The organism is Flavobacterium cerinum (assembly GCF_004028155.1).
In the GTDB taxonomy this organism is placed as follows: Bacteria; Bacteroidota; Bacteroidia; order Flavobacteriales; family Flavobacteriaceae; genus Flavobacterium; species Flavobacterium cerinum.
The window spans coordinates 194,890-207,933 of the sequence record NZ_SBII01000007.1 but is presented as its reverse complement, the minus strand read 5'-3'; the positions used below and the strand labels follow the sequence as shown (position 1 = coordinate 207,933).

Sequence of the window (13,044 nt, the reverse complement as noted above, 5' to 3'; positions counted from 1 at the left end):
TCCGGAACGTGACCGTTACCAATATCACTGTACAAACCTACATCATGCAGGGTTATACCCGCTTTTAAACCAAGGGCTAAACGGTGCTCGCCGCCAAGGTTAAGTGTGTACGAGAAATCGGCGTAAACGTTTGTTTCTTCAACTGGTCCAATCTTGTCATTGATTACAGATAATCCTAAACCAACATTTTTACCTACCGGGCTGCTCCCTGAAAAGGTCATTGTTGTTGGAGAATCTTCAATGTCAACCCATTGCTTACGGTATAACAAACCGAAAGACAGGTTTTCCTTGGAACCTGCATAAGCAGGGTTAATCACGTTCATGTTATACATGTACTGTGTGTAGTGAGGATCCTGTTGTGCGTTTGCATCTGCAAGTCCCCCCAGAGCCAATAATGCTGCAAAGTAAAGTTTCTTCATATATGTTTGTGTGTTTCTTTGATTCAAATTAAAAGAGCAGACCCCCGCTTTGGGCGGGGGCCTACGTCTTTTTAATATTTATTGTTACTCTTGTCTATTGATATAAACCCATCCGGTAACGCTTTCGCCACCTTGACGTTCAATCATATAGAAGTAAGTTCCAGTAGGTAATTCATTACCGTTGCTGCCTTGGCCAACCCACTCTTTAGTGTAGTTACCTTTGCTATAAACTTCTTGTCCGTAACGGTTAAAGATCGCTAATTTTTTCACTTTCAAAGTTGTAAGATCAAAACTATCATTCAGTCCATCACCGTTAGGAGAGATACCTCTAGGGATATCACAAGTTGTAGAATCAACAATAACATCACTGCTAACAGGGCATTCAACTCCTCCTAAAGGAGTTACTGTCACAGTGTAAATACCTGGTTCTGTAACTGCCAGAGTAGCTTCAGATCCAACTTTAACATCGGCACTGTTAGTCCATTCTATAGTTACGTTATCGACATTGTATGCTCCGTCTTTGTCAAATATAACTTTAACATTGTATACATTTCCTTCACAACCTTTCTCTGTAGTAATTACAGCCGAAGGTATGATCGTTACTATAAATGAAGACTGTGCAGTACAATCGCCATTTTTAGCGAATACATAGATTGTTTGTGTCGATGAAATTAGAGAACCAACAGCTAATGCTGTTCCTGTTCCGTCTGCACCTGTGAAGTAAGCACCTGCAGTTAAAGCAGGAAGTTCATAACTAACACACTGTACAACGTTTGCAGGAGTATCAACTACTGGTGTACCAGATATAGTAACTGTAAACGATTCTTCATCTGAGCAGATATTTGGTGCTGTACCATTTTCTACATAGATAAATACTGTTGTTACACCTACTGTGTTAATTACATCACCAGCATTAAGCATAGTACCTGCTCCCTGTGTTTCAGTGAAATAGTTACCTACAGTAATCGCAGGAAGTGTATAAGTATCACATACAACAACATCAGCAATGTCAACAACTTCTGGTGCAGCAACGATTGTTACAACAAAGCTATCTTCTGCAGTACAGTTTGGCGTTGTGCCACTTTCTGCATAAACGAAGATTGTTTTAGTTGCTTCGATAACATCGCCAGCACTTAAAGGTCCTACACCACCTGTTTGTTCAAAATAGTTACCCGAAGTTAAAATAGGAAGTGTGAAAGATCCGCAACGAGTTACGTCGTCTTGAGCCACAACAACCGGCATAGGTGTAATTATTACAGTTGTAGATTTTGTATTAATACAACCGCTCTTATTTACTGTTACTTCATACACACCAGCTACACTAACTGTAATAGTAGGAGTGGTATCAGGAAGCGCGACTCCGTCAAGTTTCCATGAGTATGTAGCATCAGCAAGATCAAATCCGCCTGGTAATGTTGGAGCATCCGGAACTACAGATATAGTACCTGATGTACCTGCACATAACCTAAGTTCAGTTGGAACTGTAAATTGCGGAGGATTATTAGCAATAGTAATAGTAAACGATTTAACAACAAAACATGGTGAACCGTTTTTCAATATTCTAACCCATACTGTAACAGTTTGATTTGTTACGTATGCAGTTGGTGTTGGCAGATTATCTACACCACCCGCTTGTGCAGCAGCTTCTGTTGCATAGAAAGTGAAAGTATAATCTTCAGGAGTAACGATATCAACAAGAGCATTGTTAAGGTTGAAAGTTACATCTTCACCGTTACCACAACCTATAAGGTTTTTAAGTGGAGCAGTAATGATTTCTTCCTGTACTTTTATAACAAAGTTACTCTCTCTTAACATTTCTTCACCATTACATAGACTATACGTTGCACGTGCAGTCATTGTAGTTGTTCCAGCTTGAGTTGCTGTTACAGTGATATCAGTGTTATCAGAATAGTGTACACCATCTTTTAACCATTCGAATGTAGATGTAGAAACAGCACCGTTTGGTGTGAATCTCCATGCTTCTAACTCAGCATTCCATGGTCCTGTGTTTCTTCCCGGAGGTGCATAACCTACAGTACCCGCAGCATTCTGGATACCAATAACTCCATCACCCTCTTGCCAAGCTAAACAAGCTTTTCTATTTTTCACATATACCTCTATGATATTTGTTATTTCATAGATAACTACTTGCGAAGTTTGAGCACCAATTGCCGGATCTACGGCACAATCACTACCAAATTGAGCAATCTCAGAGAAGTTAACCACAAATGCACGACATGGGTAGTTACCAATTACTTGGTAATTAATTTCAGGGTGTGCAAAAGGAGCCGCTAGTTTCTTAACGTCAATATCCTGGTACACTCCATATATAGCATTCTTAATAGGGAACGTTGTACTAGGTATTAGTGCATTGTTAAAGTCGTATGCACAGTTAACACCTGTTTCATAATTAGCATCAAAACTAATTACCCCGTTAGAACCAACCTGAGCTCTATTATAAGCCTGTCCGAAGAAACAGAATTCGAATGGAAGTTGTGCTACAGGAGCCCACTGGTCATCTGTAGTAATATCCATTATTGTTCCTCCTGTTGTAGGGAAAGGTAGTGCATAAGGAATACTTGTTACACCATATGATGTAGTTTGTGAAGCCTGGAAATAACTAGCTTTAAAGTCTACGTTAAGTTCGTCTCCAGAACAAATTACATATTCAGTATCCGGTGCTATTATCACTAAATCCGGATCCAATACAGTTACATCTGCACAAGCAGGTGGTGTAAAGATCGAGAAGTAAAGTGGTCCAGACCAGAAACTTTTGCTATTAGGATCACAAATAGCTCTTACATAGTACTCGTATAATTGACCTGATACAAGATCTGGTATTACTACGTTAGGATTACCATCTACAATTATAGATTGTGGAGGTGTGTTAGAAGGGAAATTCGCCGTTTGAGGCTGGAAAACAACTTCCCACTTCGTTTCAGTACCACCTGGAGTCCATCTTAATTTTGTAGTATTTGGAGCATTCGGTACGCTTTCACTCACTAAGGCCGTAGGCTGTGCACAAGTAATTGTTTGGCAATAAGCCATACCTGTATAAATTACAGTACCCATGTTTAGTGCCGGCGATCCCGCAATTCTGTTAAATACAGTTTGCCCGTTAAACGGATTCACAATTTGTAAACCAATCTGGCTAAAATTAGATCCCGTTGGAGTACTGTTTTTAGCATTTACCCAGAATACTTCAAACGGTATTCCAGAACATAAAGGTATAGAAACAGTTGTTGGTCCGCCATTTGTAATTTGAGGTCCAAGAGTTCCTACAAGAATTCCATTTTGTGTAATTCTCATTACATTCCCCTGCCATCCATTGTTACCTGAATCGGTTAAGATGAAGTCATAAGAACACTGATCTATAGGTTCACAAATAGTCGTGTTAAAGGCGAAAGGCCCACTCCAACGACTTTTATCAGTCGTTGAACAAACAGATCTTACATAATATTCATAAGATGTACCAGACTGTAAACCTGTTGAGTACACATATGGATTAGTTGCTGCATCTTCACCATCAGTAGTAGCCGTTGGAGCAGGTTGTCCTGCAGGCACTACATATACTTCCCAGCTACTAGCTGTACCTGTTTCTGTCCATGCTAATTTAGCAGTTGTCATACTTTTTTCAAGTACCTGAAGCGCAGTTGGCTGAGGACATGTTAACAATCTGATATCGATATTATCGATAGCTGCCGGTGGCGGTGTACCTCCACTAGTATCATTTCTCCACTCAAACACAACTCTTACCGGTTGTCCGGCAACAGCTGCTGCGTTGTAAACATACAGTGCATTTTTCCAGTTAGGACTTTGATTTAGTACAGTTCCAAGCTGAATACGGTCTGCAGCTGCAGTAATTAATGTACCAGGAGTTGGGTTAAACGTAACAGGTACTATCCAAACTTTGATGTAATCCCATACTGTTCCAGGTAATGTCCCTTCTCCAACATTTTTCCAGTCGAAAGATATATCTACCATGTTTGCTCCAGTAGGAATCATAATATCCCTGTAAGCATGCACAGTAGATTGTGAACCTGTATCGTAGTTATTAGTTACACCATTATCATTACTAATATATAATGATTTTCCAGGGCTATTAAATGTAGCTGTACCTACTGTCCATTTATTAGTTTGTGTACCGTTATTCAACATCCATTTGTGTGGTGCAACGCCATCAAAATTCTGAACATAATTTAAATCCGCAGGGATTTGCATTGTGTTGAAATTAAGGGGTCCTATCCAAAGGCTAGTGCCATTCGGGCCACAGTTACTTCTTACCCAAACATTATAGTTTACACCATCTTCAAGACCAGATATACTTGCGTTTGTTGGAACTACAGCTGTACCTCCATTAGGTACTGTAGTCGCTGTTGGCGCAGTAGGATCTGTAGAATAATAAACATCATATGTTGGTGCAGTAGTTATTGGTGCAGTCCAAGAAAAATCAGCCGTTACTGTTGTTGTGCCTGTTAATATTAAAGCAGAAGGCTGAGGACACTGGATATACTTAAGATTAATATTATCTATAGCTGCCGGTGGCTGTGTTCCAGAGAAGTTATCATTTCTCCACTCAAACACAAGTCTTCTTACCTGTGATGCATAAGCGTTAGCAAAAACCACCGATTGGAAAGTTTTCCAAGTAGCAGAATCACTAAAGTTGCCTCCTATTTGTACACGATCTGCTGCTGCAGTAATTTGTGTACCAGGTACCAGATTATACGTTAATGGAACCATCCATACTCTTACATAATCAGTATTTGCCTGTCCGGCATTTTTCCAATCAAATGAAAGTAATAATTGCTCCGAAACAGCTGGTAACTGAATATCTCTATATGCATGTACTACTGCTGTAGTTCCAACAGTATAAGCATTAGTTACTCCGTTATCATTTGAAATGTATAAAGAGTTAGCAGGGCTATTGCTTGTTGCAGCACCTACAACCCATTTATTAACCTGAGAACCATTATTTAATGCCCAGCCATGTGCACCGGCATCAAAGTTTTGAGTATAATCCATTGTCGCAGGAGTCTGCGGTGTAAGGAAGTTCAGTGGGCCTATCCAGAAACTGTTTCCGTCTGTGCCTCCACAATGACTTCTTACCCAAACGTTATAACTTGTAGACTCTGCTAAGCCACCAGGAGTAGCCGTTGTTCCTGTTGGTACGTTTACACCTACTTCAGCATCTGATGGTGGAGTAGTTCCCGTAGAGATATAGTAATCGTAACTAGCAGGTACCTGAGTAGGCGCTGTCCAGCTAAATGTTGCTGAACCTAAAGTTGTAGAGTTAAGTACTAGTGCAGATGGAGCCTGACATGTAATAACCGAAAGGTTAATATTATCAACTGCTCCTGCAGGCATAACACCTACACTTAAATCGTTTCTCCACTCAAAAACAAGTCTTTTTACCTGACCGCCAAAAGTAGGAACTGTTAATACATTTGTACTTGTTTTCCAATCGGCAGACTGATTTAGCATTCCAGTTACCGCTATACGGTCTGCTGCTGCAGTAATTCCAGCACCAGGAGTTGGACTAAATGTAACTGGTACGATCCATACTCTAATATAATCCAGAGGATTTGTTGTTCCTTCACCCATACATTTCCAGTCAAATTTCAGTAATAACTGGTTTACGGTTGCAGGCATCTGAATGTCTCTATAAGCATGAACTGCAGTAGTTGTATTTACATTATAAGTACTTGTTGCACCATTATCTTCTGATATATATAAAGAAGAGCCCGGGCTATTAAATGTTGCTGTACCTACAGCCCACTTATTTGTTTGTGTACCATTAGATAATGTAAAGTTGTGAGCACCAAGATCAAAATTCTGTGTATAGTTCATTGTAGCAGGAACTTGTGGCGTATTAAAGCTGATAGGTCCTGTCCAGAAACTTTTATCTGTTGATCCACAATTACTTCTTACCCACACATAGTATGTTGCAGAAGGAGTAGGATTGTTAAATGTATACGTAGGCGTTGGTACGTTTTCTACCTGAGGCAAAGTCGCAGCTGTAGGAGGTGTATTACTCGTTGTAGAATAATAAACATCATATCCAGCCGGTGCCGGTGCAGGAGCTGTCCAGTTTACCTGTATAGCCGTATCATTAAATGTACCTAAAACAAGTGCAGTAGGTTGAGGGCAGGTAATAACTTTAAGATTAACGTTATCGATTGCTGCCGGTGGCTGCGAACCTGAGTTTGCATTATTTCTCCACTCAAATACAAGTCTTCTTGCAGTACCGCCCATACCGGCAACATTAATTACACTGTTACTTGTATTCCAGAATGTACCTGAATTGTTAAGGGTAGCTACAACCTGTATACGATCTGTTGCTGCAGTAATTCCTGTACCTGCAGTAGGAGTAAAGCTAGCAGGAACCAACCATACTCTTACATAATCTACAGTTCCTTCACCAAGACATTTCCAGTCGAAGCTAAGGCTTAAATCTGAAACAACTGCTGGCAGCATAACATCTTTATATGCATGAACAATTGAAGCAGATGTTGTAGTATATGCGTTCGTTATACTGTTATCATTAGAAATATATAATGATTTACCCGGGCTGTTGCTTGTAGCACTACCCACATACCATTTATTGATTTGGTTACCGTTACTTAATGCCCAGCCATGTGTGGCTGCATCAAAGTTTTCGGCATAGTCTAAAGGCGATGGCACCTGTGTTGTTGAAAACAGGAATGGTCCTGCCCAAATACTAAAAGTATTTGCAGGAGATGCACATTTTTCTCTAACATAATATTCATAAGCAGTAGCAACTGTAAGAGGTACTCCAGCGTTTGTCATATTGACCGGAGAATTCGTGTTTACCGTTGTTGGCTGACCAGCACCTGCCGGAATACCACTATTTACCGGTTGAACAGCAACTTCCCATTGAGTAGCTCCAACAGTACCAGCAGTCCATGAAAGGTCTGCAGTTGTAGCTGCTGCTACTGCGGTTCCGCCAGTAGGTTTAGCACAAGCTGCCTGTTGAATCGTTAAAGTATAATTTGTTGTTTGCGGAGTACCGTTTGTAGAGATTACTATATAATAAGTAGTATCTGCAACACCCGGGAATGCCGGAAGCTCTCCAGAAACTGTAGCCGATGCAACAGCACCTGCGATACAGCTAACTCCGATATTAGCACAGCTAGAGTAGATAAACATACCTGCAGGGCCACCTGTATTACTAAGTGTAATGTTTAATGGACCTGTAACAGCAGGTTTAAAACTATACACTACGTCATTACCAGCAAGATAATTTCCAGTACCAACACAACCTGTTCCAGGTGTGCCTTCATAGAAATCTGTAAACGCTGCAGTAGTATTATTTGTACTATAAGGAAGTGCCGGCGGAATAACTATTGGACTAGCACAGTTTTCTCCTAAACATCTTGTTTTAAAGAAAAATGGCCCCTGCCAAGGGCTTATTCCCCCACCATCACATTTTGCCCTTACAAAGTATTTGTAAGAAGTACACTCAAGAAGGCCTGTTTTTAAATAAGGCAATGTTCCTGTGTACTCTACACCTACTCCTGTTGGAGCTTGTGAGTCCAGAACAATATCAACATCCCATTTGCTTACGCCCGGGCTTATCCAGCTAAGTTCAGCTGTTGTTGTTCCTAAAGTTACATTGTTTACTGTAAGTGTAACCGGAGCCACACATGCCGCGGCTACCATTACATTATCAATAAACCAACGGTCTTTAAAATCACCTTCCATTACAAAAGCAATACGTACCGTTTTATTGGTATATGTTGCTGGAATAGCAAACGCTTTGTTTGCCCAATCCTGTTGAGAAGGGTTCATTTGAAGTTCCGTTAATGTCTGCAAAGTAACATAACTATCAAGAGGAGGTGCTACTCCTGTAGGATTCCCCGAAGTTCCCCCTATCTCAATAATTTTAATTTTGTAAACACTTCCCTGATCCTGCTGAATCGTCAGCCTGGATACAAAAGTAAGTTCACCATTTGCAGGCACTATAAATTCTTTGGTAACTAACCAGTCTTCTGGTATTGTACCTGCTCCTCCAGCTTGCTCTCTGTCGATGTAAGCTGAATGTCCGATACCCTGATAGGGCACCATAGACGCATTTCCTGGAATCGTCTGAATCCATTGCTTGTTAATCCCGTAACGGTTATTGACAATCCATCCAGGTGGCGCATTTTCGAGGCTGGCCCCGTTTACTGTCCATGGAGCATCAAAAATCTCCAGAGGCAGTCCTTGCGCATAACCCAAAAAGGACATCAACGATACGATGATCATTAACGTAATTTTTTTCATAATTTATGGTTTAGCTAAATTTAATCTCCAAATTTAAAAAAATATAACATATACATAACATTTTAGTGAAATTTAACATATTTATTGAAAAACCGAGGATTCGCAAGGTTTTTAGAAAATCTTATGCCTTTATTTTTGTAATTTTACATTTTTATAACAAAATTATGCTTGAAAAAGAGTCAATTAAATTCGAAAAAACGATAATTGCAGGTGTTGTCACCCAAAATCAAAACGAGGAGAAACTAACCGAGTATCTTGACGAACTTGAATTTCTAACCTTTACAGCCGGTGGCGAAGTAGTGAAACGTTTTTCACAAAAAATGGAACGACCTAACCCAAAAACGTTTCTGGGTACGGGTAAAATTGAAGAAATAAACCTATACATAAAGGAAAACGATATTACCACCATCATTTTTGATGATGAACTTACACCTGCCCAGCAAAAAAACATAACCAAGATACTGGACATAAAAGTATTGGATAGAACCAACCTGATACTGGACATTTTTGCACAACGTGCAGAAACATCCTATGCCCGTACTCAGGTAGAATTGGCACAATGCCAATATCTGTTACCAAGGCTGTCTGGTATGTGGACTCACCTTGAGCGTCAGCGTGGTGGTATTGGTATGCGTGGCCCCGGTGAAACAGAGATCGAGACCGACAGACGTATTGTGCGCGACCGTATTGCTTTATTAAAGGAGAAAATTAAAACCATCGACCGTCAAATGTCTGTACAGCGCGGTAATCGCGGTGCCATGGTAAGAGTTGCTCTTGTAGGGTATACTAACGTAGGGAAATCTACACTTATGAATGTGATAAGTAAAAGTGAGGTTTTTGTAGAAAACAAACTGTTTGCGACCCTGGATACTACAGTGAGAAAAGTAGTTATTAAAAACCTGCCATTCTTACTGTCTGATACTGTTGGATTCATCAGGAAACTTCCTACACAGCTTATCGAGTCGTTTAAAAGTACGCTTGACGAGGTTCGTGAAGCCGACTTGTTATTACATATTGTAGACATATCACACCCTGAGTTTGAAGAACATATTGCATCGGTAAATCAAATATTACAGGACATTAAAAGTAACAATAAGAAAACCATTATGGTATTCAATAAAATTGATGCTTACAAACCCCTTACTATAGAGGAAGACGATTTAATAACAGAAAAGACAACCAAACATAACACACTGGAAGATTGGAAAGCAACCTGGATGAGTAATGTTGGCGAAAGTAATGCACTGTTTATATCGGCAGTAAATAAAGAGAATTTTGAAGAGTTTAGGGAAAAAGTATATGAAGCTGTAAGAGAAATTCATATTTCCCGCTTCCCTTATAACAAATTTCTTTATCCAGATTATAAAGAGAATCTTGCTGAAGAGAAAGAATAAAAAAATCCCGCTATCGCGGGATTTTTTTATTTTATATATACATATATAGTGTATTATTTAAGTATATCTATAAAAGATTAGAAGCCATAATTTGCTCCTACACCAAATACCTGGCGCACCTGGAAACCTTGATAAGCATTGTCATCATAAATAGTTTGGAACGAAAGGTTTGTGGTTAGGTAACGATTAATGCGCATTACAACATTAAGCTGGTAATCTAAATCCACATTTTGAGGATCTTCCAGATAATTAGAATATAAATTAAGGATGTTTTCGAAAGTTACATTAGCAATAACATCAAGCTTATAATACATAGAGGCATTAAAACCCAGTTCATAACGCATTGATTTTCCTTCTTTCACCCCAAAATAAGCTTCGTCAGGCAATGTCATATTAGAATCTACGAATGTAAATTTAGACGTAGCCGGAGACAGGTTTATCCTAAAATTATCGTCTCTTTTGTACATCATACCAGGACCTACAAGTAAATAACCCGGAGATAAAAAGTTAGTATACTCATCTCTTATTTCTGCACCAAAATCATCTTTACCGTAAACGTAACCTTTGGTAAACTGTGTTTTAAAATTAAGGAATGCAGAATAGTACCATCTCTCTGATGCTTTTTTCCCCAATACAGAATTAAGTTCTAAACGGTCATCAGTTTTCTTAGCAAAAGGCGTTGTTTTGGTTTTAACAATACCGTAAGATGCAATAACCTTGTTATCCCACGACCATTCGCCTTTTTTGTAGTTAAAGTCATAGTTTACACCGATGCTTGCAGCGATATTGTTCTCTCCACCGGCAACCCAGTTACTAAAAGTAGATTGGTTAAACAACAGCGTAGCATTCCCTTTAGTTGTCCATGGACCTAAAGTATCCTGAACAGCAGCCACAGGATCCTGTGCGTTTGCACTTAGCATACCCAACAGGGAAAATAAGAATAGTAGTTTTTTCTTCATATTTAATTTGTGTTTACACAAATATAATTAATAAAAAAAACCTAATCCCTGCGTTTGTGTTAAAAACCTTAGTGTTTTTGTTAAAAATCTTACTTTCTTTTATACAATGGCACAGATGAACATGCCTCTCCAAACATGATACTTTTAGCAATCGGCATGAGTTTTACAGTAGCCATAACATATGCTTCCTGCGGTACGGGTTTTTTAGAACAGCCCTTAATTATTACAGGCTTATCTACATATTCGCTATAATCTAAGGTATTAAGGATTTCCTGGTATAACTGAATATTAATGTCTTCTACCCTGCCCTGTACTACTTTTTTAGCAAAAGGCTGTAACGAGACCGTAACAAGCATATAAGCCCATGCCGGTACAATGGCATCGGTACTGCAATACAAGGCAATATACTTACCGCTATACTGCTCCCAGTCATGGTTTTTAAGTGTATCGCGAAATTCTTTTTCACGAAGCACAAAACCTTCCCACAACCAGCCTGATATATCTAATGCTGCACGTTCTCCTGACGGATAATAATCTTCAAGATCAAATACCTGAAGGACGCTGTTTGCAACACGGTTTATTATTTCTTGTTCTTCCATGATTTCTGGTTTCTAATTTCCCCGTTTCTAATTGAATTCTAAAATCGGGAGGAGTCATGCTGAGCCTGTCAAAGCATTACTTACCGTAAAAATACTCTCGACAAGCTCAATGTGACACTGTTTTTTTAAAGCATTCCCAGTTCCAGCTTTGCTTCTTCGCTCATAAGGTCACGGGTCCAAGGCGGATCGAAAGTAATTTCAACCTCAGCAGCAATAACACCTTCAATTCCTTTTATTTTTTGCTCTACCTCTAACGGCAGACTCTCTGCAACAGGGCAGTTAGGCGATGTAAGTGTCATTAATATCTTTACTTCCAGATCTGTATTTACCATTACATCATAAATAAGTCCCAGTTCATATATATCTACCGGAATCTCTGGGTCATAAATGGTTTTAAGCATTTTTACAATGTCTTCACCCAGTTGAGCCGTGTCTATTTCTTGTTCCATAATGTGTTTTAACTTTTTGCACTAAAAGCCAGTGCATACATTTTAATTTGTTTAATCATCGACACCAGGCCATTGGCACGTGTGGGCGATAAATGTTCTTTAAGACCGATCTCGTCTATAAATTTGGTATCGGCTTCAAGGATATCTGTAGGTTTTTGGTTCGAGAAAACCCTTATCAGTATGGCTATAATACCTTTAGTAAGTATTGCATCGCTATCGGCAGTAAAAACAATGTTTCCGTCCTGCTGTTCACCATGCAGCCATACTTTACTCTGGCATCCTTTAATAATATTATCTTCGGTCTTATACTGGTCGTCTACTAACGGAAGCGAATTACCCAGATCTATTACATATTGGTAACGCTCTTCCCAGTCTTCAAACATAGAAAACTCGTCTATAATCTCGTCTTGTATTTCTTTTATGCTCATTCTATATTACTTCTTCGATAAATCAGACATCGATACTATTTTACTAACCAAAGCGGCAATTTCTGCAGGCGGGTTACCATGATCGAAAGTAGGTGTAGCGAATATTTGATCTGATACTATAATTTTAAGATTCGCTCCCATAGCTCCATCATAAAAACTTTTATTAGACGGTGCTTTAAGCTCATCCAGATTCAATCGCTGATCTCTCACTTTGTTATAAGCCGCATTCAAAATATCCCAATCCGCTTTCTTAGTAGGCTTTGTTGTTACATTTTTCATTTCATGATCATGAATAGTAACAGTACTATCTTTAGTTATAACCACTTTTTTATATGCGCCACGCGTTGATGCTTCATATTCAAACGAAAGTTTATCGGTATTTTTCTCCTGTTTCACAGCGTCTTTAGCAACTGCCGTTTTTGTTGAAGAACAGCCTACAGTAAAAATAATAGTCAGTAATAATAATCCCAGTTTTTTCATTTTATCTTTTGTTAGTGGTTAGTGGTCTTCTAT

The 13,044-nt window shown here is 39.2% G+C and carries 8 protein-coding genes; 1 reads left to right on the top strand and 7 read right to left on the bottom strand.

Annotated features, from left to right (window positions below; all coding sequences use genetic code 11):
* Together EPI11_RS11335 and EPI11_RS11330 are read right to left on the bottom strand one after the other, a co-directional pair.
* The coding region (locus EPI11_RS11335) for a PorP/SprF family type IX secretion system membrane protein (RefSeq protein ID WP_164879158.1) at positions 1 to 419 on the bottom strand (419 nt) is incomplete at its 3' end.
* 84 nt (positions 420 to 503) lie between these two features.
* A complete protein-coding gene (locus EPI11_RS11330) occupies positions 504 to 8,702 on the bottom strand; it encodes a fibronectin type III domain-containing protein (protein WP_241657617.1) in 8,199 nt (2,732 codons plus the stop codon).
* Between the two features lie 164 nt (positions 8,703 to 8,866).
* Between EPI11_RS11330 and hflX the strand changes: the two genes are divergently transcribed.
* On the top strand, positions 8,867 to 10,096 hold the full coding sequence (gene hflX, locus EPI11_RS11325; protein ID WP_128390082.1) for a GTPase HflX: 1,230 nt from the start codon (positions 8,867 to 8,869) through the stop codon (positions 10,094 to 10,096).
* 77 nt (positions 10,097 to 10,173) lie between these two features.
* Here hflX and EPI11_RS11320 read toward each other — a convergent pair whose 3' ends face one another.
* From EPI11_RS11320 to EPI11_RS11300, 5 genes are all read right to left on the bottom strand, one after another.
* Positions 10,174 to 11,055, bottom strand: a complete 882-nt coding sequence (locus EPI11_RS11320) for a DUF3078 domain-containing protein (protein ID WP_128390081.1) — start codon at positions 11,053 to 11,055, stop codon at positions 10,174 to 10,176.
* A gap of 89 nt (positions 11,056 to 11,144) precedes the next feature.
* Complete coding sequence (locus tag EPI11_RS11315; protein WP_128390080.1) at positions 11,145 to 11,654, bottom strand: DUF2480 family protein; 510 nt, start codon at positions 11,652 to 11,654, stop codon at positions 11,145 to 11,147.
* Positions 11,655 to 11,779: 125 nt separating this feature from the next.
* Positions 11,780 to 12,103, bottom strand: a complete 324-nt coding sequence (locus EPI11_RS11310; protein WP_128390079.1) for an SUF system Fe-S cluster assembly protein — start codon at positions 12,101 to 12,103, stop codon at positions 11,780 to 11,782.
* A gap of 8 nt (positions 12,104 to 12,111) precedes the next feature.
* Complete coding sequence (locus tag EPI11_RS11305) at positions 12,112 to 12,531, bottom strand: SufE family protein (protein WP_128390078.1); 420 nt, start codon at positions 12,529 to 12,531, stop codon at positions 12,112 to 12,114.
* A 6-nt stretch (positions 12,532 to 12,537) separates the two neighbouring features.
* Positions 12,538 to 13,011 carry a hypothetical protein gene (locus tag EPI11_RS11300; protein ID WP_128390077.1) on the bottom strand — a complete coding sequence of 158 codons (474 nt, stop codon included), beginning with the start codon at positions 13,009 to 13,011 and terminating at the stop codon, positions 12,538 to 12,540.
* Positions 13,012 to 13,044 lie beyond the last annotated feature (33 nt).

Excerpts from the sequence above, each read along its gene's own strand:
- EPI11_RS11330 (WP_241657617.1), bottom strand. The coding sequence starts at position 8,702 with ATGAAAAAAATTACGTTAATGATCATCGTATCGTTGATGTCCTTTTTG.
- hflX (WP_128390082.1), top strand. The coding sequence starts at position 8,867 with ATGCTTGAAAAAGAGTCAATTAAATTCGAAAAAACGATAATTGCAGGT.
- EPI11_RS11320 (WP_128390081.1), bottom strand. The coding sequence starts at position 11,055 with ATGAAGAAAAAACTACTATTCTTATTTTCCCTGTTGGGTATGCTAAGT.
- EPI11_RS11315 (WP_128390080.1), bottom strand. The coding sequence starts at position 11,654 with ATGGAAGAACAAGAAATAATAAACCGTGTTGCAAACAGCGTCCTTCAG.
- EPI11_RS11310 (WP_128390079.1), bottom strand. The coding sequence starts at position 12,103 with ATGGAACAAGAAATAGACACGGCTCAACTGGGTGAAGACATTGTAAAA.
- EPI11_RS11305 (WP_128390078.1), bottom strand. The coding sequence starts at position 12,531 with ATGAGCATAAAAGAAATACAAGACGAGATTATAGACGAGTTTTCTATG.
- EPI11_RS11300 (WP_128390077.1), bottom strand. The coding sequence starts at position 13,011 with ATGAAAAAACTGGGATTATTATTACTGACTATTATTTTTACTGTAGGC.